Below are 24,786 nucleotides of genomic sequence, written 5' to 3' on the forward strand. Positions count from 1 at the left end.
GTTCGCCGGGCCGGACCGCGGCGAGGGGGGCGCACCCCGGCGGACGCGCTTCTCGCCGCGGACGCGGGCGCGTTCGGCCCGTTCGGCGGCCGGGACGCACGGCACGCTGGACCTAACCGCGCAGGTGCCCGCTCACCTCCCCCACCAGATGGATGCGCACCCGCCGCTCCACGAACCGCCATCGCCCGTCCCGGAGTTGGAAGCGGTCGGCGTAGCGGCCGGCGGCGATGGGCTGCAACGGCAGACCGGGCAGGGCCTGGAATACGGTGACGTAGGAGCGCGCGGCGGCGGTGCCCGCCGCCGCGTCCACCTCCACGGCGACATTGGTCGTGGCGTGGTGGGTACGCGGCGTGCCGTCCTCGTACAGGATCACGGTGTCCCGGAGCATCCTCTCGACGCCCTCGCTCCCCCGTACCGGACCACCGCTCCCGATGAACACGGCGTCGGCGAACAACGCCCCGACCCCCGCGAAGTCACCGGCGTCGACCAACTCCGCGTACCGTGCGATCAGGTTCGTGACTGCGGACGTGTCCGCGGCTGCGCTCATGACACGTGAGGGTACGACCCGGGTCCACCGCACACCGAGGAGCGGGTCCTGACCATCCCGGCCGTCGGCGGCCCTACCCCCTTGCCCCGCTCCCCGGCCCACCCTACGCTGATTTTGTGCCGCTAATAAACAAAACCCGAACGCACAGTGCCGTGCCGGGCCGGGAACTCGTCGGGCTGCGGGTCGCGATCACCGCGTTCTTCGCCTTGGACGGGTTCATCTTCTCGGGCTGGGTGGTGCGCATCCCGGACATCAAGCACCAGACCCACGCCTCCGCCGGAGCCCTCGGGCTCGCCCTGCTCGGAGTGTCCGCGGGGGCCGTGCTCACCATGACCGTGACCGGCCGCCTGTGCCGGCGCTACGGCAGCCATCCGGTGACCGTGGTCTGCATGACCGTCCTGGCGCTGAGCGTCGCGCTGCCGCCGCTGACCCGTTCCGTGGCCGCGCTCGGCGCCGTCCTGCTGCTCTTCGGCGCGGCCTACGGGGGCGTGAACGTCGCGTTCAACAGCGCGGCCGTCGATCTCGTCGCCGCCGTGCGCCGGCCCATCATGCCCAGTTTCCACGCCGCGTTCAGCCTCGGCGGCATGGTCGGCGCGGGGCTCGGCGGACTGGTCGCCGCACACCTCTCCCCCACCCGGCACCTGCTCGGGATCACCGTGGTCGGACTGCTGGTCACCGCCGTCGCCGGACGCGCCCTGCTGCGGCACGAACCTCCCGCGGCGGACCGCGCGAGGCCGCCGGAGGCCGGGGAGGGTCGGGCACCGCGCGGCGGCCGGCGAGGGCTCGTCGTCGTCTTCGGGCTGGTCGCCCTGTGCACCGCGTACGGCGAGGGCGCCATGGCCGACTGGGGCGCCCTCCACCTCAAGCAGGACCTGACCGCGTCCGCGGGCACGGCGGCGGCCGGGTACGCCTGCTTCGCGCTGGCCATGACCGTCGGCCGGCTCACCGGGTCGGCGCTGCTGGCGCGCCTCGGCCGGGCCCGCACGGTGATCGCCGGGGGCTCCGTGGCGACCGCGGGCATGCTGCTCGGCTCGCTCGCGCCGTCGGTCTGGGCGGCGCTGGCCGGCTTCGCCGTCACCGGGCTGGGGCTCGCCAATCTCTTTCCGGTCGCCGTGGAGCGGGCGGGCGCCCTGGCCGGGCCCTCCGGGGTCGCCGTCGCCTCCACCCTGGGGTACGGCGGCATGCTGCTGGGGCCGCCCACGATCGGCTTCATGGCCGACTGGTTCTCCCTGCCCACCGCGCTGACCAGCGTGGCCGCGCTGGCCGCCGTGGCCGCCGCGATCGGGGTCGCGACGCGCCGCGTGATGAACGGCTGAGCCGTCGGGGAGGACCGCGCCTGGCAGGGCGCGGCCGAGCCCCGGTACACTGCGCGCATGCATCTTTCGTCGTGTCTGTCCTGGTGGCGCTCCTCCTAGGAGCGGCCGCCACACAGGCATGAACCGGGGCCGTTCGTCATGGACGGCCCTTTTCCGTGTCCCTGGGAGCCAGGGGTCCGGCCGTCCGCGACGGCCCTGCCGACCCACCACCAGGAGACCGCATGAACACCCACCCGCAGACCGCACCGGCCGCGCGCACCGGGACCGCCGCGGTGCCCGGGCCCGCCGGGGCACCCGAGGCGTCCGACGCGCTCGGGGCGTCCGCCGCGCTCGGGGCGTCCGACGCGCTCGGGGCGTCCGACGCGCTCGGGGCGTCCGCCGCGCTCGGGGCGTCCGCCGCGCTCGGGGCGTCCGCCGCGCGGATCCGCAGCGCGGAGCTGGAGAAGCTGATCGTCGAGGCCCCGGGGCGGTTCCGGGTGCTGACCGGCGACCGGCCCACCGGCAGACTCCACCTCGGCCACTACTTCGGCACCCTGCACAACCGGGTCCGGTTGCAGAACCTCGGCGTGGAACTGTTCGTGATCGTCGCGGACTACCAGGTGCTGACCGACCGGGACGTCGCGGACGACCTCAAGGGACACGTCGAGGAACTGGTCCTCGACCACCTCGCCATCGGCGTGGACCCGGAGCGCAGCACGATCTTCACGCACAGCGCCGTCCCCGCGCTCAACCAGCTGATGCTGCCCTTCCTCAGCCTCGTCTCCGTCGCCGAGCTCAACCGCAACCCCACCGTCAAGGACGAGATCGCGCACTCCCGCCAGTCCGCCGTCAGCGGGCTGATGTTCACCTATCCCGTGCACCAGGCCGCCGACATCCTCTTCTGCAAGGCCAACCTGGTCCCCGTCGGCCAGGACCAGCTCCCCCACCTGGAGATCACCCGCACCATCGCCCGCCGCTTCAACGACCGCTACGGCCAAGGCGGTTCGGTCTTCCCCCGGCCCGAGGCCCTGCTGTCGAGCGCCCCGCTGCTGCTCGGCACGGACGGCACCAAGATGAGCAAGAGCCGGGGCAACGCCATCACCCTGGCCGCCGGCGCCGACGAGACCGCGCGGCTGCTCAAGGGCGCCAAGACCGATTCCGAGCGGCACATCACCTACGACCCGGCGGGCCGCCCCGAGGTCGCCTCGCTGCTGCTGCTCGCGGCGCTGTGCCAGGGCCGGACGCCCGAGGAGGTGGCAGGCGACATCGGTTCCGCGGGCGCGGCGGCGCTGAAGAAGACCGTGACGGAGGCGGTCAACGAGTACCTGGCGCCGATCCGCGCGCGCCGGGCCGAGTACGCCCGGGACCGCGCCCAGATCCGCCGCATCCTGCGCGAGGGCAACGAGCGGGCCAACGCCGTGGCCGACGCCACCCTCGCCGAGGTGCGCGCCGCGATGAACGGCGACTACTGAGACCGTGGTCCCGGCGAGGCACGCTCGGGCACACTCGCCCCATGGAGACTGCCGACTTCCTCGAAACCCTCGACCGCGAGGGCCGGTCGCTCGCCGCGGCCGCCGCGCGGGCCGGTACCGACGCCAAGGTGCCGACCTGCCCCGACTGGCAGGTGCGCGATCTGCTGCGGCACACGGGCGCCGTCCACCGGTGGGCCGCGGCCTTCGTCGCCGAGGGACGGCGCGAGCCCCGGCCCATGAGCGAGGCGCCGGACCTCGACGGGGCCGAGCTGGTCGCCTGGTACGCCGACAGCCACCGGCATTTGATGGACACCCTGGCCGCCGCCCCCGCCGACCTGGAGTGCTGGACCTTCCTGCCGCTGCCGGGCCTCTCGCCCCTGGCGTTCTGGACGAGGCGGCAGGCGCACGAGACGACCGTGCACCGGTACGACGCCGAGGCGGCCCGGGGCGGGGCGCCCTCCCCGGTCGACGCGGGCTTCGCGGCGGACGGCATCGACGAGTTGCTGCTCGGCTTCCACGCCCGGTCCCGGAGCCGGGTGCGGACGCCGGAGCCGAAGGTGCTGCGGGTCCGCGCGACGGACGCGGCCGACGGAACACGGGACGCGGTGTGGACCGTACGGCTCACCGCGCACGCCGCGCCGGTGGCGACCCGGGGGACGGCCGGCGACGCGGACGCCGAACTCTGCGGCCCCGCCGACCGGTTGTACCTGGCGCTGTGGAACCGCGAACCGGTGCCGCGGGTCACCGGGGACCGTTCGCTCGCCGCCCGGTGGCGGGAGACGTCCGGTATCTGACGTCTCGTCAGTCGGTCTCGGCCAGCATCCGGGCCAGCACCGCGCGCTGCACCGGCCGTATCTCCGCGTGCAGCGCGCGGCCCTTCGCGGTGAGGGCCACCCGCACGCCCCGCCGGTCCTCCGCGCACATGGCCCGCTCCACCAACCCCTCTTTCTCCAGGCGGCCGATGAGCCGGGACAGCGCGCTCTGGGTGAGGTGCACGCGCTCGGAGATCTTCTGGATGCGGTGGGCCCGGCGAGCCACTCCCCCGCTCTGGGCCAGCAGGTCGAGGACCTCGAAGTCGCTGGCGCACAGGCCGTGGGCCTGTAGCGTCCGGTCCAGTTCGCACTGGGTCCTGGCGTGCAGGGCGCGAATGTCCCGCCACCGTTCCACAAGGGCCTGCTCGTCCGTCTTCGGCGCCATCAACGCACCGTAGCAGCACCATGGTTGGGTAAAAACCCGTGACCCCGGCCCGCCCGGTGCGCCGGCCCGTCAGCCGGTCCCCGGCGCCTCCCGCTCCGGGAGGGCCCGGAAGGAGCCCGGGGCCGGCCGGTGACGCGCCGGACGACGGTGTCGGTGACGCGGTCCTCCGCGCCCTCCGGCCGGCCGATGGCCTCGGTGTGCACACCTACAACCACCACCGCTGCCACACCGCACTCGGAGGCAAGCCACCCATCAGCCGCGTGAACAACGCTGCGGGTCAATACATCTAGCGCAGCCCCACTCCCCGCGCCAGCTCCGTCGCCGCGTGCCGGAAGAACCGCTCCCGGTCCTCGACCACCTTGTGGAACTGGCCGAACAGTTCGAAGCTCACCAGGCCGAACACCTGGGCCCAGGCGGCGATGAGGGCGGCGGCCGCCTCGGGGGGCAGATCGGGGGCGAGGTCGGCGGCCATGCGCTCGGCCTCGGGACGCAGCGCGTCGGGCAGCCGGATGTCGGCGAGGCCGGGGCCCTGGTGGGCGTCGCGGACGATGCCGATGAGCACCAGACCGGTGCGGGCGGCGGACGGGATGGTGGTCTCGGGGGCGGCGTAACCGGGCACGGGCGAGCCGTAGATCAGCGCGTACTCGTGCGGGTGGTCGAGCGCCCAGCGCCGCACCGCCTCGCAGACGGCCGTGAAGCGGGCCGTGGGAGCGGCGTCCGCGGCGGTGTCGCGCGCCTTCTCCGCGGCGGCGCCGAGGGCGTCGTACGCGTCGATGATCAGGGCGGTCAGCAGGTCGTCGCGGCTGGGGAAGTACCGGTAGAGCGCGCTGGACACCATGCCCAGCTCGCGGGCGACGGCCCGCAGGGAGAGCTTGGCGGCGCCCTCGGCCGCCAGTTGCCTGCGAGCCTCCTCCTTGATGGCCGCGGTTACCTCGTTCCTGGCCCGTGCACGGGCGCCCTGCGCAGTGGTCATGCTCCGTAGTCTGCCACGACCGAGATCGGTGCACACAAAAAGGAGCACCGAACCAAAAGCAGAGCACCGCTCTTGCAATGGAGCACTGATCTGCCCCAGACTGATGGCGAAGCAAGAGCACTGCTCCGGAATCCGGCCGTGGGGGTCACCATGTCGTCTTCGTCTTCGCCGTACTACCTCAAGGGCAGCCCGATGAACGTGCGCCTGAACGGCGTGATCGGCTGGCTCGCCCGGCACGGGCTCAGCCTCGCGGGCACCGCCGAGATGTCCGTGCGGGGTCGCAAGAGCGGCAGGATGCAGCGCATCCCGGTCAACCCGCACACCTGTGACGGCGGGCAGTACCTGGTCTCGGCGCGCGGCCACTCGCAGTGGGTGCGCAACATGCGCGCCGCGGGCGGCGGTGAACTGCGTGTCGGCCGCAAGGTGCGCACGTTCACCGCGGTGGAGCTTCCCGACGCCGAGAAGCTCCCGGTCCTGCGGACCTACCTGGAGAAGTGGGGCTGGGAGGTCGACCAGTACTTCGACGGGGTGACCGCCAAGTCGTCGGACGAGGAGCTCGTCGCCTGCGCCCCCGACCACCCCGTCTTCCGCATCACCGTCACGAAGTGACGGACTCCTCCTCGCCCTTGGCCGGCTCCGCGGCCCGCGCCGACCGGGCCGGGCCCGGGTCCAGCGCGGTCAGGGCCCGCTGGGCGAGCGGGTGGGAACGGACCAGCTCGCCGAGGGTGGTGGCGCCCCGGGTGATGTTCCGGAACGCGTTCCACGCCGGGCGGAAGCCGGTGAGGGCCGCGTGGAAGAGGCCGGGCCGCCGCTCGAACGCCGCCAGCAGGCGCTTGCCGACGCTCATCTCGACGCCGAGCCCGGCCTTGACGGCGAAGGCGTAGTTCAGGGCCTGGCGGCGGGTGTCGACCGCGTCGTGCGCCTCGGCGATGCGCACCGCCCACTCGCCGGCCAGCCGGCCCGAGCGCAGCGCGAAGGAGATGCCCTCGCGGGTCCACGGTTCGAGCAGACCGGCCGCGTCACCGCAGACCAGGACCCGGCCGCGGGAGAGCGGCGAGTCGTCGGCCCGGCAGCGGGTCAAGTGCCCCGAGGAGACGGCCGGTTCGAAGCCGGCCAGGCCCAGCCGGGCGATGAAGTCCTCCAGGTAGCGCTTGGTCGCCGCGCCCTGGCCGCGGGCGGAGATCACCCCGACCGTCAGGGTGTCGCCCTTGGGGAACACCCAGCCGTAACTGCCGGGCATGGGGCCCCAGTCGATGAGCACCCGGCCCTTCCAGTCCTCGGCGACCGGCTCGGGGACCGGGATCTCCGCCTCCAGGCCGAGGTCCACCTGGTCCAGCTTCACGCCCACGTGGGCGCCTATCCGGCTGGCGCTGCCGTCCGCGCCGACGACCGCGTGGGCCAGCACGGTCTCCCCGCCCTGGAGCACGACGGCGACCGTACGCCGGTCGGGCACCGCCGAGCCGTGCTGCTCGACGCGCTGCACCGTGACGCCGGTGCGCAGTTCGGCGCCCGCCTTCTGGGCGTGCTCGACCAGTTGCTGGTCGAACTCGGGCCGGTTGATCAGCCCGAACAGCATCTGCTTGGAGCGGCGGGTGCGGGTGAAGCGCCCGTTGTGGGAGAAGGTGACCGCGTGCACCCGGTCCCGCAGCGGCAGCTCGAAGCCGGGCGGCAGGGCGTCCCGCGAGGGGCCGATGATGCCGCCGCCGCAGGTTTTGTAACGGGGCAACTCGGCTTTCTCCAGCAACAGGACGCGCCGCCCCGCGACCGCCGCCGCGTAGGCGGCCGAGGCCCCCGCGGGTCCCGCGCCCACCACGACGACGTCCCACACATGCTGCACGTCGTCCGCCGAAGAGTTCTCGCCGCTCACGATGGTCTACTGCTCCGATCAAGCCGCTGCCGCTCCCCCACGCCCACGACATCCCGCGAGCGGGGGGTAACCCGATGTATCCCGCATCCTACGGCCGTCGGCCGCGAGCGCCGCTGTGGGAGGATCGGAGCACTCAGCAGGACACCGTCGCACCTACGAGGAGCGTGCCCATGTCGTCGAATCCGGTCGCCGAGACCGTCGCCTCTCTGCTGCCCCGGGCCAAGGCGGAGCTGACCGAGCTGGTCGCCTTCCGGTCCGTGGCGGACTTCGAGCAGTTCCCGAAGAGCGAGAGCGAGGCCGCCGCGAGCTGGGTCGCCGACGCGTTGCGTGCCGAGGGCTTCGTCGACGTCGCCCTGCTCGACACCCCCGACGGCACCCAGTCGGTGTACGGCTACCTGCCGGGCCCCGAGGGCGCCAAAACGGTTCTTCTCTATGCGCACTACGACGTCCAGCCGCCGCTGGACGAGACGGGCTGGGACACTCCGCCGTTCGAGCTGACCGAGCGCGACGGCCGTTGGTACGGCCGGGGGGCCGCGGACTGCAAGGGCGGTGTGATCATGCACCTGCTCGCGCTGCGCGCGCTCAAGGCGAACGGCGGCGTCCCGGTGAACGTCAAGGTGATCGTGGAGGGCTCGGAGGAGCAGGGCACCGGCGGCCTGGAGCGCTACGCCGAGCAGCACCCGGACCTGCTGACGGCCGACACCATCGTGATCGGTGACGCGGGCAACTTCCGGGTGGGCCTGCCGACGGTCACCACGATCCTGCGCGGCATGACCCTGGTGCGGGTGAGCGTCGACACCCTCGCGGGCAACCTGCACTCGGGGCAGTTCGGCGGTGCCGCCCCGGACGCGCTGGCCGCGCTGATCCGGGTGCTGGACTCGCTGCGCGCGGAGGACGGTTCCACCACCGTCGACGGTCTCGACGCGTCGGCCACCTGGAACGGCCTGGAGTACACCGAGGAGCAGTTCCGCGCGGACGCCAAGGTACTGGAGGGCGTGGAGCTCACCGGCTCCGGTTCGGTCGCCGACCGGCTGTGGGCCCGCCCTGCCGTTACCGTCATGGGCATCGACTGCCCGCCGGTCGTCGGCGCCACCCCCTCGGTGCAGGCCGCCGCCCGCGCGCTGATCAGCCTGCGGGTGCCGCCGGGCGTGGACGCGACGGAGGCGACGAAGCTGCTGACGGCGCACATCGAGGCGCACACCCCGTGGGGCGCCCGCGTCACGGTGGAGCAGATCGGCCAGGGCCAGCCGTTCCGCGCCGACCCGACCAGCCCGGCCTACCGGGCGATGGCCGAGGCGATGGCCGTCGCCTACCCGGGCGAGACCATGCAGTACGCGGGCCAGGGCGGCTCCATCCCGCTGTGCAACACCCTCGCCGGGCTCTACCCGCAGGCGGAGATCCTGCTGATCGGCCTGAGCGAGCCGGAGGCCCAGATCCACGCGGTGAACGAGAGCGTCTCGCCCGAGGAACTGGAGCGGCTGTCGGTGGCCGAGGCCCTGTTCCTGCGCAACTACTCGAGCTGAACCGACCGCGGAACACCGGGCCGGCGGGGGCGCACAGCTCCCCGCCCGGTGGCCGCAGTCCTGTGGCTCTTACGGCCTGACCGTATCGGCGCCGCCGCTCGGCCGTACGGCGCACGGCGCCGGGCACAGGGCCGGGACGCCGCCGAGGTGGCGGCGGGTCAGCAGCGCGTGGAGAACATGCTCCGGCGGGCGGGCAGGGGACCTTGTGGGCCTTGCCCGCAGACCGTCCGGCTTCCGGCGCGCGTCCGGCGCGCGCTAGGGGGCGGTGGCCGCTGTCGGCTCCTTGTCGCCGAGCCTGAGTTCGGGCGCGGGGCGGCGGAAGCCCTTGGTGAGGACGGCCAGGTAGACGGCGCCGAGGACGAGCCAGGCCAGTCCCAGCCGGGTCGCGGTGGGCCCCAGCTGGGTGATCAGATAGACGTCCACGGCGGCCCCGGCCAGCGGCAGGACCAGGAAACCGAACAGCGGGGGACGGCTCGCGGAGCGCCACTGGCGTACGGCGTGGGCGATGACGCACACGTTGACCAGGGTGAAGCCGAGGAAGGCGCCGAAGTTGATGAAGGAGGTGGCGTCGGCCAGCGTCAGCCTCGTCGCCAGCAGGGCGACCGCGCCCACGATCAGCACGTTCGGCACCGGCGTGAGCAGCTTGGCGTGCAGGCGGCCGAAGACGGGACGGGGAAGGACGTTGTCGCGTCCCATGACGAACATCAGCCGGCTGGTGCTGGCCTGGATGGCCACGCACGAGGCGAACCCGCCGAGCATGGAGACGATGTTCGCGACGTCCGCGAAGTTCTTGCCGCCGACGAGCGTGGAGACCGCGTACCCGGCCGAGGACTCGTCCGCGAAGGCGCCCCCGGGATGGGCCCACTGCATCACGAAGGAGAGCGTCACGAAGATCACGCCGCCCGCCAGTACGGTGAGGACGATGCCGCGCGGGATGGTGCGCCGCGGGTCCTTCGCCTCCTCGCTGAGCGTGCTGACGGCGTCGAAGCCGAGGAAGGCGTAGGCGGCCACGGCCGCCGCCGCGGTGACCGCGGAGACACTGGCGGCGCTGTTCCAGAGGGCGTGTCCGGCCGCCGCGCCGCCGCCGTGTCCGAGGCCGTAGCGGACGCAGAGCACCAGGAGGACGAGCAGACAGCCGGTGACGGCGATCAGCAGGGTCTTGTTGACCTTGTCGGCCACCTTGAGGCCGATGACGTTGACCGCCGTGGCGAGCACGATGTTGATCACCAGCCAGAGCCACTCCGGCACCGACGGGTACTGCGCGTGCAGATAGATCGCCTGTACCAGGAAGGCGACCATCGGCAGGAAGAGGTAGTCCAGGAGCATCGCCCAGCCGGCCAGGAAGCCGACGCGGGAGTCGAGCATGCGCCGCGCGTAGGTGTACACGGAACCCGAGGACGGGATGATCCGGGCCATCTTGGCGTAGCTCAGACCGGTCAGCAGCATGGCGCCGGTGGCCACCAGGTAGGCGGTGGGGGCGGTGCCCCGGCTGGTGACCGCGATGACGCCGAAGGTGGAGGTGACGACCGCCGGGGCCATGTAGGCGAGGCCGAACAGGACGATGGACAGGAGGCCGAGGTCGCCTCTCATCCGGGTGGGCTGATCGGTCATGGTGTGCTCTCCGCGGGGACGGGGCCGGAGCCGGTACGGGTGCGGCCGCGCCAGGTGGCGGGGTCGATGCGCCCTTGGTAGAGGGGCAGGTCCAGGGGCCGGTCGTCCGGCCGGAACTGCTCCCAGGGGCGGTTCAGGGCGGCGGTGCCGAACCGCCGGATGTTGGTCACCTCGTCCAGGTCGATCACGTCGGTCAGGGTGGTGTCGCCGTCGGCCGGGGCCTGCGAGCGTACCTGGCCGGAGGGGTCGACCAGCAGGCTGCGCCCGGCGCCCACCGGGGCGGCGCAGTTGACGCTGGCGGTGAACACCTGGTTGACGATGGAGTTGGCCCGGGCGAGGACGATCTCCTGGGCCCGGTCGCTGGTGCCGGTCTGCACGAAGTTGAGCACCAGCTCGGCGCCCATCCAGGCCAGGTGGCGGCTGGTCTCCGGGAACCAGGCGTCGTAGCAGATCGACAGGCCGACGCGGCCGGTGCCGGGCATGTCGAAGACGACGAACTCGCCGCCGGGGACCGCGGTCTCGTACGGCCGCCAGGGGAAGATCTTCCGGTAGGAGGCGACGCGCTCGCCGCCCGGCGAGTACACCGCGGCGGTGTTGTGGATACGGCCGTCGGCGCCGCGTTCGAAGAAGCTGCCCGGGGCCAGCCACACGCCGAGGTCGGCGGCGATCCGGGCGAGGGCGGTGTCACGGGGGCCGTCGAGCGGTTCGGCGGTGGCCTCCGGCAGTTCCGCGGGGGGCAGGTCGGAGCCGCCCGGCCCGCCGCCGAGGTGCAGCTCGGGATAGACGACCAGGGGCTGCGCGAGCAGGCCCCGGACGCGCCGGGCGACGTCGGCGGCGAAGCCGTCCAGATCGTCGGCGGGGCGCTGGGCGGCCTGGGCGAGGACGAGGGGGAGGGGACGCGACATGGAGCACCAAGCTGTGTGGGTCGGATTAGTTAAACGAAATTTAGTTAACGAATCTGGAGGGGGTCAATGGGTCGGAGGCGGGGAAAACCGCGTGTGCGAGCATGTGGACCATGCCCCGACCGAGGAACCAGGTGGAACGGCGCGCCCAGCTGATCGACGCCGCCGGGCGGGCCGTCGTCCGTGTCGGAGCGACGACGGTCAAGCTGAGGGACGTGGCCGCCGAGGCGGGAATCACCCCGGCCTCGGTGCTCTACTACTACCCCGACCTGCAAGAACTCTTCTCGGCGGTGTTCGAGCACGGCGCCGCGACCTATTTCGGCACCCGCAGGGAGGCGATCGCGGCGGCCGAGGGGCCGGTGGAGCAGCTACGGGCCTGCATCCGCAGCGGGGTGCCCTGGCCGGGAGAGGGCGAGGAGAGCACCCGGCTGCTGTTCGAACTCTTCCCGCTCGCGCTGCGCAACGACGCGGCCGCCCAGGCGCACCGGCTCTTCTTCGAGCAGCAGACCGACCTGTACCGGCAGGTCCTCGAACACGGCCGGGACCGCGGCGAGTTCCAGCTCGCCGCGGACGCCTGGGAGGTGGGCCGGTCCTTCGTCGCGCTCGAGGACGGCTATGCCATGGATCTGCTGGTGCGCACCACGACGGCGGCCCGGATCGAGGCGCGCCTGCTCGCCCACGCCCGCCTGGTGACGGGCAACCCGGCCTTCGGGGCGGACGCGGCCGGCTGAGGACCGGCCAGTCGGCAGGCCGACCGGAAGGCGGAACCGCCGACAAGTCCCGCCGCGTGGCTTCCGCCCTGGGCGGACGCCTTCCGCCGACGGCGGAGTGGGCTCGCTCCCGCACCTGTCCCCGCCTACGGTCGGGGCATGGACGTGATCGAGCTTCTTCCCCGGTTGCATCTGCTGCGCTTCCCGGTCGGCCAGGCCTATCTCTGGCGTGACGGCGAGGAGTTGACGCTCGTCGACGCGGGCCCGATCGGCTCGGGGCCATTGATCGCCGAGGCGGTCAGGGCACTGGGGCACGCGCCCGAGGACGTACGGCGCATCGTGCTGACCCACTTCCACGAGGACCACGCGGGCGGCGCGGGCGAGTTCGCCGAGCTGAGCGGCGCGCAGGTGCTGGCCCACCGGCTCGACGCGCCGTTCGTGCGGGGCGAACTCCCCGGGCCGCCCCCGCGCCTGGAGGAGTGGGAGCGGCCGATCCGGGCCGAGGTCCTCGGGCGCCTGCCGAAGGGCACACCGCTGCCGCCGCCCTCGGTCCTGGACGTGACGGACGGCGAGGTGCTCGACTTCGGCGGCGGCGCCCGGGTGGTGCACGTCCCCGGGCACACGGACGGCAGCATCGCGCTCTTCCTGCCCGCCGAGGGCGTTCTGTTCACCGGCGACACCGCGGCCTCACTGCCCCCTGAGGGCGTCCTGTCCGCCGGCGGCACGGTGACCGCGGACTCGGTGAACCCCCCGGTGGTTCCGGGCGTGTTCAACCTCGACGGGTCCCGGCTCCTCGATTCCGTACGGCACTTGGCGGAGCTGGGTGCCGAGGTGGCCTGCTTCGGCCATGGCGACCCGGTGCCGAGGGGCGCCGCCGCGGCGCTGCGCGGTGCGACGGCCGCCCCCTGACGTCAGCCGACCGGCACCCCTGCCTCCAGGTACAGCACGGTGCCGCGCTCGCGGGCGCGCAGGGCCCAGCGCAGGCGCTCGTAGCGCACCGGCGGCAGCATGTTCGCGGCCTCCTGTTCGGTGGCGAAGCGCCAGGCCCGTAGCTCCGGGCCCGGCAGCAGCACCCCGGAGGCCTCGTCGGAGGTCAGCCGGCCGCCGTCGAACAGCAGCCGGAGCCCGCCGTAGCCGGGCGGCACGGGCCGTTCCCAGTCCACCACGAGCAGCCGGGGCACCTCCCCCATCCGTATCCCGGTCTCCTCGGCGACCTCCCGCATGCCCGCGCGGGCCGGGGCCTCGCCCCGTTCCACCACACCGCCGGGGAACTCCCAGCCGGGCTTGTAGGTGGGGTCCACGAGCAGCACCCGGTCCCGCTCGTCGAAGAGCAGCACCCCGGCGGCGAGGGTCTCCGCGGTGGGCTCGGGGGTCTGCACGATGTCACAGGGGGCGAGGTCCCCGCCGCCGAGGGCGGCCGCGATCCGTACGGCGGTCTCGTAGGGGGTCAGCGCGCTGGTGTCGACGAGATGGGCGTCGGCGGTGAGCCAGGAGGCGAGGGCGGCGTGGTACGGCTCGATGTGGTCGTAGGACCACTGGCGGACCCGTATCTCGCCGTCGGGCGGGTCGGGCGGTACCTCCCGCCCGGCTATCCGTTCACGCAGGATCGTTTCGGCCGGGGCGAGGAGCAAGTGCCGTACGGGGATGCGGCGGGCGGCGAGGCCGCCGAAGATCTCGTCGCGGTACTCCTGGCGCAGCAGGGTCATCGGCACCACGAGGGTGCCGCCCAGCTCGGCGAGCATCGCGGCCGCCGTGTCGACCACGAGCCGGCGCCAGATCGGCAGGTCCTGGTAGTCGCCGACCTCGGCGAGGTGTTTGGGCGGCAGCAGGTGCGTGAGCGACCCGCCGATGACCTCGGGGTCGAAGAGCGTGCTGTGCGGGATCAGTTCGATCAGTTCCCGTGCGGTCGTGGTCTTTCCCGCACCGAACGCGCCGTTGATCCAGACGACGGTCACGGACTCCCCCTCTTCTGTTGGCCCCCTGAGGCTTGCCCGTTCCACCCTGCCACGGAAACCCCGTCCCGGTGAGGGCACGGTAAAGCGCGTGCCGGGGCCCCGTGACAGGACGCCGGCACGCGCTCTCGAAGGGGTACGGCGGCCCCGCTACTCCTGGTCGGCGGCCGGGGCGTCGGCGGGCGCGAAACTCTCGTGGCTGACCAGGTCGCCGGCCGAGTGCAGGGTGCCGGAGACGTTGAGGTCGTCGAGCGGGCCCCGGTCCGCCGCGTGGGACGGGGTGACGGCGGCCACGACGAAACCGGTGGCGAGGGAGGCGAGGGCGAGGATGCTGCGCTTCTTCATACGCCGATCAACTGCGCGAACCGCCCGGGGGTCACGCGGATACCGCCGGAACACCGAAATCCCCTGGCCGCGGTGCCGGGTGCGCCGGTACCGTCCGGGGTCCCGACCCGCGCGCCCGAGCCCGGGCCGGCCCACCGGAAGAGGGAGACCATGACCCGCGCCCGCCCCACCACCCTCTGGCGCCCCACCGGCCCCAAGGAACTGGAGCTGGTGCGCGAGCTGGAGTGGCGGGCGTGGCCGCCCCGGCTGCCGGAACAGCCGATCTTCTACCCGGTGCTCAACGAGGACTACGCGATCCGGATCGCCCGGGACTGGAACGTGCGGCACGACGGCGCGGGATTCGTGACGCGCTTCGATGTCGACGCCGAGTTCCTCCGCCGCTACCCGGTACGCCGGGCCGGCGGCGAGACCATCCTCGAACTGTGGGTGCCCGCCGACGAGTTGGCGGAGTTCAACCGGCACATCGTGGGGCCGATCGAGGTCGTGCACGAGTTCCGGTGAACCACCGGAGCGGGCGCGACCGGACACTCGTCGCACACCGGCCGGCGGCCGGACCGGTACGTCTCCTGGGCCCTGGGGGGACGGTGTCGGCCGCGTGCCCGGCGGTCACCGGCGAGGGCCACCGCCTCCTCGGCCGGCTCCCCGCCGACGGGCCCGCACTCCCCCTGCCCGCCCCGCCCGCCTGGCCGGGTGGGGCCGGGTCTGCGACGGCGACGGTGAACCGACCGAAGCCGACGAGCCCCGGAAGCGGGCGAGCCGACCGCAGCAAGAGGACCGCGTGCTGCCGCGCGGCTCGACCGGCGCCGGCCGAGCCGCCGCCCCGCCGCCCCCGCCCCCGCCGCCGGTGAACAGCTAGAGCCGCGCCGCCCCCGGACCCCGCAGCAGCGCGGCCGCCGCGGCGCCGACCAGGCCCGCGTCGGTGCCCATCTGCGCGGGTACGACCGTCAGTTGCCGTACGAAGGACAGGGTGGCGTAGTCGGTGAGCGCCTTGCGCAGGGGCGTGAAGAGGACGTCGCCCGCGTTGCCGACGCCGCCGCCGATCACCGCGATGTCGATCTCGACCAGCGTCGCGGTGGCGGCGATGCCGGCGGCCAGGGCCCGCGCGGCCCGCTCGAAGGAGGCCGTGGCGACCGGGTCGCCCGACCGGGCGGCGGCGGCCACCGCGGCGGCCGAGGCGTCGCCGTCCGGGCCCGGGAGCCAGCCCTGGTCCAGGGCACGGCGGGCGATGTTGGGCCCGCTGGCGATGCGCTCCACGCAGCCGCGCGAGCCGCACGGGCAGGGATCGCCGTCGAGGTCGACGCTGATGTGGCCGATGTGGCCGGCGTTGCCGGTCGGCCCCGGGTGCAGCCGCCCGTCGAGCACCAGGCCGCCGCCCACGCCCGTGGAGACCACCATGCACAGCGCGTTGTCGTGGCCGCGGGCGGCGCCCTGCCAGTGCTCGGCCGCGGTGATCGCCACCCCGTCGCCGATCAGCTCGACCGGCAGCCCGCCGGTGGCCGTGCGTACCCGCTCGACCAGCGGGAAGCCCCGCCAGCCCGGCACGTTCACGGGGCTGACGGTGCCCGCGGCGGCGTCCACCGGGCCCGCGCTGCCGATGCCGACCGAGCGGACGTTCCCCCACGCGGACGACGCGGCGAGGTCGGCGAGCACCTCCTCGACGGCCCGCATCACCGTCTCGCCGTCTTGCCGGGCGGGCGTGGCGCGCTGCGCCCGCTCCAGGATCAGTCCGCGGCCGTCCACCAGTCCGCCGGCGATCTTGGTGCCGCCGATGTCCAGGGCTGCCACGAGGTCGGTGCGCATCAGAGTCGGATCTCCCCGTTGAACGATCGAAAGAGCTGAGGTCGGGCGGGCCGGCCGTGGCGGAGGGGGTGGGGGTGCGGGCCCGCGAAAAGCGGTGCACAGTCTCTCGCGCACCTGACAACGTTGTCCAGGCTCTATGCTCGACGCCACATCCTCATATCAGCCCATGGGCCGTCGCATCACCCCCATGGGGAACACGGACGACAGGACAGGACAGCGCATCGTGCCCGAGACGACCCGCCGCGCAGAACGCTTCCCCGGGAACCGGTACGGCAACCGCCCGACGATGAAGGACGTGGCGGCGCGCGCCGGAGTGGGGCTGAAGACGGTGTCGCGGGTGGTCAACGGCGAGCCCGGGGTCACCCCGGACACCGAGCGCCGCGTGCAGGAGGCCATCGACGCCCTGGGCTTCCGCCGCAACGACAGCGCGCGGGTGCTGCGCAAGGGCCGCACGGCGAGCATAGGACTCGTCCTGGAGGATCTGGCGGACCCCTTCTACGGCCCGCTGAGCCGTGCGGTGGAGGAGGTCGCCCGCTCGCACGGCGCGCTGCTGATCAACGGTTCCAGCGCCGAGGACCCGGAGCGCGAGCGGGAGTTGGCGCTGGCGCTGTGCGCGCGGCGGGTGGACGGTCTGGTGGTGATCCCGGCCGGCGGCGACCACCGTTATCTGGAGCCGGAGATCCGGGCGGGCGTGGCCACGGTGTTCGTGGACCGTCCGGCCGGGCGGATCGACGCCGACGTGGTGCTGTCGGACAACTTCGGCGGGGCCCGCGACGGCGTGGCGCACTTGATCGCGCACGGCCACCGCCGGATCGGGTTCATCGGCGACATGCCCCGCATCCACACCGCGGCGGAGCGGCTGCGTGGGTACCGGGCGGCCATGGAGGACGCCGGGATACCGGTCGAGGACCGCTGGATGTCGCTCGGGGTGACGGTCCCGGAGCGGGTGCGCACGGCGGCGCTGGAGATGCTGTCCGGGCCCGATCCGGTCACCGCGATCTTCACGGGCAACAACCGGGTGACGGTCACCGTGGTCCGGGTCCTCGCCGAGCAGTCCCGGCAGGTGGCGCTGGTCGGGTTCGACGACTTCGAGCTGGCCGACCTGCTGCGGCCCGGCGTCACGGTCGTCGCGCAGGACGCGGCGGCCCTCGGCCGTACGGCGGCCGAGCGGCTCTTCCGGCAGCTGGACGGCGGGTTCGTCGCGCCGGAGCGGATCGAGCTGCCCACCCGGCTGGTCGAGCGCGGCTCGGGCGAGCTGCCCCCGGCCCGCTGAGGCGCCCATGGCCACGCTGGAGGAGCTGGGACTCGCCGGGGTGCCGCGCGAGGACCCGCTGACGTACCCGGGCGCGTGGCCCGCCGCCTCCGGGGTGCTGCACGGCGACCGGTGGCTGCCGCCACAGCGGCTGGTGTACGCGGACCGGTCGCCGCTGCTCGCGGTCGGCTCCAACGCCTGCCCTGGCCAACTGCGGCACAAACTGGCCGAGTTCGGGCTGGGCTCCGCCCCCGTGCCGATGGTGCTGGCCACCGTGACCGGCCTCCGCGTGGGGGTCTCCGCGCACGTCAGCCGCATGGGCTACGTCTCGGCCTCGCCGGTCGAGTCGCCCGGCGAGGCGGTGGGGCTGTTCGTCCTCTGGCTGGACCGGCGGCAGCTGGACGTGATCGACGCCGGCGAGGGGGTGCCGCTGCCGGGCGGCAACTTCCGGCGGGCCTGGCTGCCCGCGCCGGACGTGCGGGTCGAACTGGCCGACGGGGTCGCGCTGCCGGGCGTGCACGCCTACGTCAACCGGCGCGGGGTGCTGCGCGACGGCACCGGAGCGCCCCGCGCCCATCCGGGGCAGCGCCCGCTGCTCGCCGAACTCCTCGGAGCCTGCGCCGAGTTGCGGGAGCTGTTCGGAGCCACCCCGGAGGAGTTCAGCGCGCGGGCGCGCCGGGATGCCGGGCTGTGCGCGCGGGGCACCCGGCTGTTCGCCGAACGGGACTGGGTGACGGCGTCCGGGCTGGAACGCCATCTGTGACCGGCCCGCTTCCACTACTGCGCATCTGCGACCGGCCCGCTTCCGCTACCGCGTGGAGGCGGTCAGATCGCCGCGCCGGGGCGCCGCGAAGCCCTCGAGGGCGGCGCGGGCCAGCCCGGTGCGCTCCTCGACCTCGGCGGGGTCGAGGGCACCGCAGTCCAGGCCGCGCAGCAGATAGCCGCCGAGGGCCTTGGCGGTGGCGGGCTCGTCCATGACGTCGCCGCCGGTGCGGCTCGCGTAGCGGGCGAGGCGGTCCGCGGCCTGCTCGAAGCCCTCGCGGTAGAAGGCGAAGACGGCCGCGTAGCGGGTCGGGATGTGGCCGGGGTGCATGTCCCAGCCCTGGTAGTAGGCGCGGGCGAGGGCGCGGCGGGTGAGGCCGTAGTGCAGCCGCCAGGCGTCGTGCACCCGGTCGGTGGGGCCCACCGGGAGGACGTTGGTGGAGCCGTCCGAGACGCGTACACCGGTGCCCGCGGCGGCGACCTGCATGACCGCCTTGGCGTGGTCGGCGGCCGGGTGGTCGCTGGCCTGGTAGGCGGCGGAGACGCCCAGGCAGGCGCTGTAGTCGAAGGTGCCGTAGTGCAGTCCGGTGGCGCGGCCCTCGGCGGCCTGGATCATCCGGGCGACGGTGGCGGTGCCGTCGGAGGCGAGGATGGCCTGGCTGGTCTCGATCTGGATCTCGAAGCCGAGCCGTCCGGCGCCGAGGCCGTGCGTCTTCTCGAAGGTCTCCAGGATCCGTACAAAGGCGCTCACCTGTTCGGGATAGGTGACCTTCGGCAGGGTGAGCACCAGGCCGTCGGGCAGACCGCCCGCCGCCATCAGGCCGGTGAGGAAGACGTCGAGCGTGCGGATGCCCCGTGCGCGCACCGCGGCCTCCATGCACTTCATGCGGATGCCCGTGTACGGCGCCGCCGTGCCGTCGGCGGCGGCCTCGGCGATCAGCCGGGCGGCCCGGGCCGCGTCCGCGTCCTCCTCGGCGTCGGGGCGGGGGCCGTAGCCGTCCTCGAAGTCGACCCGCAGGTCCTCGATCGGTTCGCGCTCCAGCTTGGCGCGGACGCGGGAGTAGACCGGCTCGGCGAGATCGTCGGCGAGGCCGAGGACGGAGGCGAACGAGGCGGCGTCCGGGGCGTGTTCGTCCAGCGCGGCCAGCGCCCGGTCGCCCCAGGAGCGGACGGTGTCGGCGGCGAAGACGTCGCCGGGTACATAGACGGTGTGGACCGGCTGCCGGGTGCCGGGGTCCCCGGGGTAGCGGCGCGCCAGCTCCGCGTCGACCGGTGCGAGCAAGGCGCTGATCTCCTCGCCGACGGCGCCGGTGAGGCTTGTCGCCACCTTCTCCTGCTGACCCATCCCACACCCTCCAATTTCCGCTTTACGGAATCAACAATCCGTAGAATGAAGTTATCCGGCGTGGTTCCCGCTGGTCAACACCCCCGTGGCGTCTCCAGGATGCACCGAGGCCCCCGTGACCGCGCGGGTCACGGGGGCCTCGTACGCCCTTGCGGGGATCAGCCCTTGCGGGTCTTGATCTCGTCGGTCAGCTGCGGGACGACGTCGAACAGGTCGCCGACGACGCCGTAGTCGACCAGCTCGAAGATCGGGGCCTCGGCGTCCTTGTTGACGGCCACGATGGTCTTCGAGGTCTGCATGCCGGCGCGGTGCTGGATGGCGCCGGAGATGCCGTTGGCGATGTACAGCTGCGGCGAGACCGACTTGCCGGTCTGGCCGACCTGGTTGGTGTGCGGGTACCAGCCGGCGTCCACCGCGGCACGCGAGGCACCGACGGCCGCGCCCAGGGAGTCGGCGAGGGCCTCGATGATCGCGAAGTTCTCGGCACCGTTGACACCGCGGCCACCGGAGACCACGATCGCGGCCTCGGTCAGCTCCGGGCGGCCCGTGGACTCGCGCGGGGTGCGCCCGGTGACCTTGGTGCCGGTGGCCTTGTCGGAGAAGGTCACGGACAGGGCCTCGACGGCGCCCGCGGCCGGGGCGGCCTCCACGGCGGCCGAGTTCGGCTTGACCGTGATGACCGGGGTGCCCTTGACGACACGGGACTTGGTGGTGAAGGACGCGGCGAACACCGACTGGGTGGCCACCGGGCCCTCGTCGCCGGCCTCCAGGTCGACGGCGTCGGTGATGATGCCGGACCCGATGCGCAGCGCCAGGCGGGCGGCGATCTCCTTGCCCTCCGCGGAGGACGGCACCAGCACGGCGGCCGGGGAGACGGCCTCGACGGCGGCCTGCAGGGCGTCCACCTTGGGCACGACCAGGTACTCGGCGTACTCGGACGCGTCGTGGGTGAGGACCTTCACCGCGCCGTGCTCGGCGAGGATGGCGGCGGTGTCGGCGGCACCGTTGCCCAGAGCGACGGCGACCGGCTGGCCGACGCGGCGCGCCAGGGTCAGCAGCTCCAGGGTGGGCTTGCGGACGGCACCGTCCACGTGGTCGACGTAGACGAGGACTTCAGCCATGGGATTGCACTCCTGCGTAACGAAGTTGAGGGGGCGGTCAGCGGGGGCGAGCCCTTAGATGAACTTCTGGCTCGCGAGGAACTCAGCGAGCTGCTTGCCGCCCTCGCCCTCGTCCTTGACGATGGTGCCGGCCGTGCGGGCCGGACGCTCGGTCACGGCCTCGACCTTGGTGAACGCGCCGTCCAGGCCGACCTCTTCCGCCTCGATGTCGAGGTCGGACAGGTCCCAGGACTCCACCGGCTTCTTCTTGGCCGCCATGATGCCCTTGAATGACGGGTAGCGCGCCTCGCCGGACTGGTCGGTCACGGAGACCAGGGCCGGCAGCTGCGCCTCCAGCTGCTCGGAGGCGGCGTCGCCGTCGCGGCGGCCCTTGACGGTGCCGTCCTCGACCGAGACCTCCGACAGCAGGGTGACCTGCGGAACGCCCAGGCGCTCGGCGACCAGCGCGGGCACGACGCCCATGGTGCCGTCGGTGGAGGCCATGCCGGAGACGACCAGGTCGAAGCCGGCCTTCTCGATGGCCTTGGCCAGCACCAGCGAGGTGCCGATGGCGTCGGTGCCGTGCAGGTCGTCGTCCTCGACGTGGATGGCCTTGTCGGCACCCATCGACAGCGCCTTGCGGAGCGCGTCCTTGGCGTCCTCGGGGCCGACCGTCAGCACCGTGACCTCGGCGTCGTCCGCGTCCTCCGCGATCTGCAGCGCCTGCTCGACCGCGTACTCGTCCAGCTCGGAGAGCAGACCGTCCACGTCGTCACGGTCGACGGTCAGGTCATCGGCGAAGTGCCGGTCGCCAGTGGCGTCGGGCACGTACTTCACAGTGACAACGATCCTCAAGCTCACGCCGGCTCTCCTACTGCATCGTGATTTCCTGGCTGCCTCTTGCAGGCAGCATAGGCGCCCGAAGCGGCCGATCCCGGTCGGGGCCACAACGCGCTCCGACCGAGATATTACTCGTCAGTACACCCAGTTCGTCCCCGCTAAGCAAGCGCTTTGAACTGTGACGTTCGCAACGCAGCGTAACCGGAACTCGACGGCTGCGCAGGGGAAGAGGGCGTGATCAATGCCGCATCAGTCGCGTAGCGCCGCGAAGCGGCCCTGGTGGTAGAGAAGGGGGCGCCCGGCGCCCGTCGGATCGCCGAGGACGACCTCGGCGAGCACGATCCGGTGGTCGCCCGCCGGGACCCGGGTGACGATCCGGCACACCAGCCAGGCGAGCACGTCGTCCAGCACCGGCACCCCCTCGGGGCCCTCCCGCCAGGCGGTGGCCGCGCCGAACCGGTCGGCGCCGCTGCGGGCGAAGGTGGCGGCCAGCTCGTGCTGGTGCTCGCCGAGTATGTGGACGCCGACGTGGTCCGCCTCGGCTATCGCGGGCCAGCTGGAGGCGCCGGTGCCCACCCCGAAGGAGATCATCGGCGGCTCGGCGGAGACCGAGGTGAGGGAGGTGGCGGTGAAGCCGACCGGTCCGGCGGCGCCGCGCGCGGTGATCACCGCGACACCGGCGGCGTGCCGGCGGAAGGTGGAGCGCAGCAGATCGGGAGAGGCGAGCTGGTGGGTGCCGAGTCCGGGCAGGGCCGTCATGGAGTTGTCCTTCTGTTCGGGGGAACGAGCGGGTCCGTGGCTGCTCAGTGGCCCGGACAGCAGGCGCTCGCGGTACGCGCCAGGTCGACGTGGGGCCGCCCGTGGAGAAGGAGTTCGATCGGCATGCGGTCAGGCTGACGATAGGTGGTGGGCGCAGTCAAGTGCGGCCCGGGAACTGGGACGCCTCTCACCTGGTGCCGAAATCCCGTCAAACCGCCTCCCCCAGCGCCGCGATGACATCGGCCTTGCGGGGCAGGCCCGCGGCGCGGCGCACCACCGCCCCTCGTGCGTCGAGGACCAGCACGGTGGGGGTCTTCACGATGCCCAGGGCGCGTACGAGTTCCAACCGGGCCTCGGCGTCGATCTCCACGTGGGCGACGCCGGGCACCATGGCCGCGACCTCGCCGAGGACGCGCCGGGTGGCCCGGCAGGGCGCGCAGAAGGCGGTGGAGAACTGGACGAGCGTGGCCCGTTCGCCGAGACCCGTGCCGAGTTCGGCGGCGCTCAGCCGCCCGGCGTCGTCGCGCCCGCTCACCCTTGCCCTCCCGCTCCGCCGCCCGTGCGGCATCCGACGGACGCCGGCCGGCACCGGCGCCATCCGGTGTCAACGATCGGCGGGCCGCGGGGATTCCCGGCTGCCGGCCGTCCCTCCGGAGCGGGCCGTCGGCCGACGTGACGAGGATCTCGCCGTGGCGGGGCACCAGAACTGGCTACCCGCACGTTCTTGGGGCACGATCTGCGAGACGCCGTAAACCTACGGCTGCGTAGCTTTCCCGCCGGGAGCCCCCCTTTCCCGAGCAGAGCAGAAAGGGTTCGTTCCACCCATGGCAGAACTGGTCTACCGTCCCGTCATCGGATTCGCCAAGACACTGTTCAAGGTCTGGGACCTGAAGATCGACTGCCAGGGGTCCTCGAACATCCCGCGCTCCGGCGGCGCCGTGCTGGTGAGCAATCACATCAGCTATCTGGACTTCATCTTCAGCGGTCTGGCCGCCCTGCCGCAGAAGCGCCTGGTGCGGTTCATGGCGAAGGAGTCCGTCTTCCGGCACAGGATCTCCGGGCCGCTGATGCGCGGCATGAAGCACATCCCGGTGGACCGCGGACAGGGCGAGGCCGCCTACGCGCACGCGCTGGACTCGCTGCGCTCCGGGGAGGTCATCGGGGTGTTCCCGGAGGCCACCATCTCCCCGTCCTTCACCCTGAAGAGCTTCAAGTCGGGCGCGGCCCGGCTCGCCCAGGAGGCCGGGGTGCCGCTGATCCCGATGGCGGTGTGGGGCACGCAGCGGCTGTGGACCAAGGGCCAGGCACGCAACTTCCGGCGCAGCCACCTGCCCGTCACCATCCGGGTGGGCGAGGCCGTGGAGGCACCTCGCGACCAGTACGCCGGGGCGATCACCCGCCGGCTGCGCGAGCGCGTCCAGGAGTTGCTGGACGCCGCCCAGCGCGCCTATCCGGGCCGTCCGAAGAGCGCCGAGGACTCCTGGTGGCTCCCCGCGCACCTCGGTGGCACGGCACCCACGACGGACGCGCCGCGGGCCGCCGAGGTCCACTGACACCCCGGCCGCGACGGCGCGCTGCCGCCGGGGGCGGTGCGGGAACCCGCGGGCGGGGTCGGCGACTTCGCGGTCAGGGCGGCCAAGTCGATCGGCGACGCGGAACGGCGGGCGGTGCCGCGGGCCTTCGCCGAGCGTCCGGCCGCCGCCCCGCAGCGTGCGCCGGTCGGCAGCTGTGCGCGGACGGCGGGGCAGCGGACGTGTCGTCCCGGGGGGCGAGGGCGCGGGTCGCCGCCGCCGGGCCGTCGGCCAACGGCCGTGCCGCCGACGGCGGTTCGGCGCGGGAAGGTTTCTCCCTCGGTCGTGCCGGGGAGTTACAGGGTGCTCGGCAGCGCCCTGCCGAGGGCTTCGCGGTCGGGGGCGGTGCGCAGGGCGTCGAGGACGGCCGGATGGGGTGCGGCGTACAGGACCGGGTGGTCCAGTTCGCCGCGAGCCGCGTCGGGGATCCAGGCCAGCCGCTCCGCGCCGAGGGAGAAACGGGCGTCCACGCCGGGTTTGCCGCCACGCGGGTCCTGGCGGTGCCACGCTCCGTGGAAGCGGACGGCGACCAGGCCGTGGACGACGTGGCCGTCGCCGTCGTCGTCGAGCAGGCGCTGGTAGCACAGGGCGGTGGGGATGTCCTCGGCCCGCAGCAGGGCCGCGAGCGCGTGCGCCTTGGCGTGGCAGATGCCGGTGCGCCGGGCCAGCACGTCGGAGGCGCGCCAGGTGACGCGCGGATCGCCGGTGTCCGCGGAGTGCGGGACGGCGTCACGCACGAACTCATAGGCGAGGTGCGCATAGGCATACGAGTCGGCGGCATCGGCGGCCAGCCGGGCGGCCGTCTCCCGCACCATCGGGTGCTGGTGGTCGATGGCCTCGTCGGCGGCCAGATATGCGGAGAGGTCGGCGGTTTCCTGGATCAGCTGCATGCCCGCAGAGCATAGGAATGCGATCACCCGACAGTCAATGACTTTTCAGGTGATCGCATATCTATGCATTCTC

The 24,786-nt window shown here is 73.3% G+C and carries 27 protein-coding genes; 11 read left to right on the forward strand and 16 right to left on the reverse strand.

Annotation, left to right across the window (positions count from 1 at the left end):
• Window positions 1–112: 112 nt before the first annotated feature.
• Window positions 113–547 carry a nuclear transport factor 2 family protein gene (locus tag ACSP97_RS04695; protein ID WP_355327102.1) on the reverse strand — a complete coding sequence of 145 codons (435 nt, stop codon included), beginning with the start codon at window positions 545–547 and terminating at the stop codon, window positions 113–115.
• A 152-nt stretch (window positions 548–699) separates the two neighbouring features.
• Between ACSP97_RS04695 and ACSP97_RS04700 the strand changes: the two genes are divergently transcribed.
• From ACSP97_RS04700 to ACSP97_RS04710, 3 genes are all read left to right on the forward strand, one after another.
• On the forward strand, window positions 700–1,863 hold the full coding sequence (locus ACSP97_RS04700) for an MFS transporter (protein ID WP_440556421.1): 1,164 nt from the start codon (window positions 700–702) through the stop codon (window positions 1,861–1,863).
• 221 nt (window positions 1,864–2,084) lie between these two features.
• A complete protein-coding gene (trpS, locus tag ACSP97_RS04705; RefSeq protein ID WP_440556423.1) occupies window positions 2,085–3,314 on the forward strand; it encodes a tryptophan--tRNA ligase in 1,230 nt (409 codons plus the stop codon).
• Window positions 3,315–3,355: 41 nt separating this feature from the next.
• Window positions 3,356–4,108 carry a maleylpyruvate isomerase family mycothiol-dependent enzyme gene (locus ACSP97_RS04710; protein ID WP_440556424.1) on the forward strand — a complete coding sequence of 251 codons (753 nt, stop codon included), beginning with the start codon at window positions 3,356–3,358 and terminating at the stop codon, window positions 4,106–4,108.
• Window positions 4,109–4,115: 7 nt separating this feature from the next.
• Here the strand turns inward: ACSP97_RS04710 and ACSP97_RS04715 are convergent, their stop codons facing one another.
• Together ACSP97_RS04715 and ACSP97_RS04720 are read right to left on the reverse strand one after the other, a co-directional pair.
• A complete protein-coding gene (locus tag ACSP97_RS04715) occupies window positions 4,116–4,511 on the reverse strand; it encodes a MarR family winged helix-turn-helix transcriptional regulator (protein WP_355155653.1) in 396 nt (131 codons plus the stop codon).
• A 286-nt stretch (window positions 4,512–4,797) separates the two neighbouring features.
• Complete coding sequence (locus tag ACSP97_RS04720) at window positions 4,798–5,484, reverse strand: TetR/AcrR family transcriptional regulator (RefSeq protein WP_440556426.1); 687 nt, start codon at window positions 5,482–5,484, stop codon at window positions 4,798–4,800.
• A gap of 150 nt (window positions 5,485–5,634) precedes the next feature.
• On the opposite strand from ACSP97_RS04720, the gene ACSP97_RS04725 reads away from it, so the two are divergent.
• Complete coding sequence (locus ACSP97_RS04725) at window positions 5,635–6,093, forward strand: nitroreductase family deazaflavin-dependent oxidoreductase (protein ID WP_355532649.1); 459 nt, start codon at window positions 5,635–5,637, stop codon at window positions 6,091–6,093.
• Here ACSP97_RS04725 and ACSP97_RS04730 read toward each other — a convergent pair.
• Complete coding sequence (locus ACSP97_RS04730; RefSeq protein ID WP_440556428.1) at window positions 6,083–7,351, reverse strand: geranylgeranyl reductase family protein; 1,269 nt, start codon at window positions 7,349–7,351, stop codon at window positions 6,083–6,085. The two genes, ACSP97_RS04725 and ACSP97_RS04730, sit on opposite strands and share 11 nt — an antisense overlap.
• A gap of 170 nt (window positions 7,352–7,521) precedes the next feature.
• On the opposite strand from ACSP97_RS04730, the gene ACSP97_RS04735 reads away from it, so the two are divergent.
• Window positions 7,522–8,874, forward strand: a complete 1,353-nt coding sequence (locus tag ACSP97_RS04735) for a dipeptidase (RefSeq protein ID WP_440556430.1) — start codon at window positions 7,522–7,524, stop codon at window positions 8,872–8,874.
• Window positions 8,875–9,129: 255 nt separating this feature from the next.
• Here ACSP97_RS04735 and ACSP97_RS04740 read toward each other — a convergent pair whose 3' ends face one another.
• On the reverse strand, window positions 9,130–10,485 hold the full coding sequence (locus tag ACSP97_RS04740; protein ID WP_440556432.1) for an APC family permease: 1,356 nt from the start codon (window positions 10,483–10,485) through the stop codon (window positions 9,130–9,132).
• Window positions 10,482–11,390, reverse strand: coding sequence for a carbon-nitrogen hydrolase family protein (locus tag ACSP97_RS04745; RefSeq protein ID WP_440556434.1), 909 nt, complete (start codon window positions 11,388–11,390; stop codon window positions 10,482–10,484). The genes ACSP97_RS04740 and ACSP97_RS04745 overlap by 4 nt, the downstream gene beginning before the upstream one ends.
• 110 nt (window positions 11,391–11,500) lie before the next feature.
• Between ACSP97_RS04745 and ACSP97_RS04750 the strand changes: the two genes are divergently transcribed.
• Together ACSP97_RS04750 and ACSP97_RS04755 are read left to right on the forward strand one after the other, a co-directional pair.
• Complete coding sequence (locus tag ACSP97_RS04750; protein ID WP_355155641.1) at window positions 11,501–12,118, forward strand: TetR/AcrR family transcriptional regulator; 618 nt, start codon at window positions 11,501–11,503, stop codon at window positions 12,116–12,118.
• Between the two features lie 138 nt (window positions 12,119–12,256).
• A complete protein-coding gene (locus ACSP97_RS04755) occupies window positions 12,257–13,006 on the forward strand; it encodes an MBL fold metallo-hydrolase (RefSeq protein WP_440556436.1) in 750 nt (249 codons plus the stop codon).
• Between the two features lie 2 nt (window positions 13,007–13,008).
• On the opposite strand, the gene ACSP97_RS04760 is transcribed toward ACSP97_RS04755, so the two are convergent.
• Both ACSP97_RS04760 and ACSP97_RS04765 read right to left on the reverse strand, forming a co-directional pair.
• Complete coding sequence (locus ACSP97_RS04760; RefSeq protein WP_355327122.1) at window positions 13,009–14,052, reverse strand: NUDIX hydrolase; 1,044 nt, start codon at window positions 14,050–14,052, stop codon at window positions 13,009–13,011.
• Window positions 14,053–14,199: 147 nt separating this feature from the next.
• Window positions 14,200–14,394 (reverse strand): hypothetical protein, encoded by a 195-nt coding sequence (locus tag ACSP97_RS04765; RefSeq protein WP_355155635.1) that lies wholly within the window; start codon window positions 14,392–14,394, stop codon window positions 14,200–14,202.
• Window positions 14,395–14,544: 150 nt separating this feature from the next.
• On the opposite strand from ACSP97_RS04765, the gene ACSP97_RS04770 reads away from it, so the two are divergent.
• Complete coding sequence (locus ACSP97_RS04770) at window positions 14,545–14,895, forward strand: hypothetical protein (protein WP_440556438.1); 351 nt, start codon at window positions 14,545–14,547, stop codon at window positions 14,893–14,895.
• Between the two features lie 351 nt (window positions 14,896–15,246).
• Here ACSP97_RS04770 and ACSP97_RS04775 read toward each other — a convergent pair whose 3' ends face one another.
• On the reverse strand, window positions 15,247–16,194 hold the full coding sequence (locus ACSP97_RS04775) for an ROK family protein (RefSeq protein ID WP_355532645.1): 948 nt from the start codon (window positions 16,192–16,194) through the stop codon (window positions 15,247–15,249).
• A 187-nt stretch (window positions 16,195–16,381) separates the two neighbouring features.
• On the opposite strand from ACSP97_RS04775, the gene ACSP97_RS04780 reads away from it, so the two are divergent.
• Window positions 16,382–17,467, forward strand: a complete 1,086-nt coding sequence (locus tag ACSP97_RS04780) for a LacI family DNA-binding transcriptional regulator (protein ID WP_355155630.1) — start codon at window positions 16,382–16,384, stop codon at window positions 17,465–17,467.
• 7 nt (window positions 17,468–17,474) lie between these two features.
• Window positions 17,475–18,209: a hypothetical protein gene (locus ACSP97_RS04785; protein ID WP_355155628.1), complete on the forward strand. Its 735-nt coding sequence runs from the start codon at window positions 17,475–17,477 to the stop codon at window positions 18,207–18,209.
• 45 nt (window positions 18,210–18,254) lie between these two features.
• On the opposite strand, the gene ACSP97_RS04790 is transcribed toward ACSP97_RS04785, so the two are convergent.
• The 6 genes from ACSP97_RS04790 to ACSP97_RS04815 all read right to left on the reverse strand — a co-directional run bounded on the left by ACSP97_RS04790 (window position 18,255) and on the right by ACSP97_RS04815 (window position 22,850).
• Complete coding sequence (locus tag ACSP97_RS04790) at window positions 18,255–19,553, reverse strand: DUF6986 family protein (RefSeq protein ID WP_440556440.1); 1,299 nt, start codon at window positions 19,551–19,553, stop codon at window positions 18,255–18,257.
• A gap of 158 nt (window positions 19,554–19,711) precedes the next feature.
• Complete coding sequence (locus tag ACSP97_RS04795; RefSeq protein ID WP_440556442.1) at window positions 19,712–20,674, reverse strand: electron transfer flavoprotein subunit alpha/FixB family protein; 963 nt, start codon at window positions 20,672–20,674, stop codon at window positions 19,712–19,714.
• Between the two features lie 54 nt (window positions 20,675–20,728).
• Window positions 20,729–21,514 (reverse strand): electron transfer flavoprotein subunit beta/FixA family protein, encoded by a 786-nt coding sequence (locus ACSP97_RS04800; RefSeq protein WP_070026491.1) that lies wholly within the window; start codon window positions 21,512–21,514, stop codon window positions 20,729–20,731.
• A gap of 228 nt (window positions 21,515–21,742) precedes the next feature.
• Window positions 21,743–22,252 carry a flavin reductase family protein gene (locus ACSP97_RS04805; RefSeq protein WP_355154792.1) on the reverse strand — a complete coding sequence of 170 codons (510 nt, stop codon included), beginning with the start codon at window positions 22,250–22,252 and terminating at the stop codon, window positions 21,743–21,745.
• Between the two features lie 44 nt (window positions 22,253–22,296).
• Complete coding sequence (locus tag ACSP97_RS04810) at window positions 22,297–22,377, reverse strand: putative leader peptide (protein ID WP_355154798.1); 81 nt, start codon at window positions 22,375–22,377, stop codon at window positions 22,297–22,299.
• An 83-nt stretch (window positions 22,378–22,460) separates the two neighbouring features.
• Window positions 22,461–22,850: a thioredoxin family protein gene (locus ACSP97_RS04815; RefSeq protein ID WP_355532637.1), complete on the reverse strand. Its 390-nt coding sequence runs from the start codon at window positions 22,848–22,850 to the stop codon at window positions 22,461–22,463.
• A 226-nt stretch (window positions 22,851–23,076) separates the two neighbouring features.
• On the opposite strand from ACSP97_RS04815, the gene ACSP97_RS04820 reads away from it, so the two are divergent.
• Window positions 23,077–23,805, forward strand: a complete 729-nt coding sequence (locus tag ACSP97_RS04820; protein WP_358272614.1) for a lysophospholipid acyltransferase family protein — start codon at window positions 23,077–23,079, stop codon at window positions 23,803–23,805.
• A gap of 314 nt (window positions 23,806–24,119) precedes the next feature.
• On the opposite strand, the gene ACSP97_RS04825 is transcribed toward ACSP97_RS04820, so the two are convergent.
• Window positions 24,120–24,713: a transglutaminase domain-containing protein gene (locus tag ACSP97_RS04825; protein WP_355532633.1), complete on the reverse strand. Its 594-nt coding sequence runs from the start codon at window positions 24,711–24,713 to the stop codon at window positions 24,120–24,122.
• Between the last annotated feature and the right edge of the window lie 73 nt (window positions 24,714–24,786).

The organism is Streptomyces sp. SCPE 10 (assembly GCF_051980735.1).
GTDB classification, from domain to species: Bacteria; Actinomycetota; Actinomycetes; order Streptomycetales; family Streptomycetaceae; genus Streptomyces; species Streptomyces misionensis.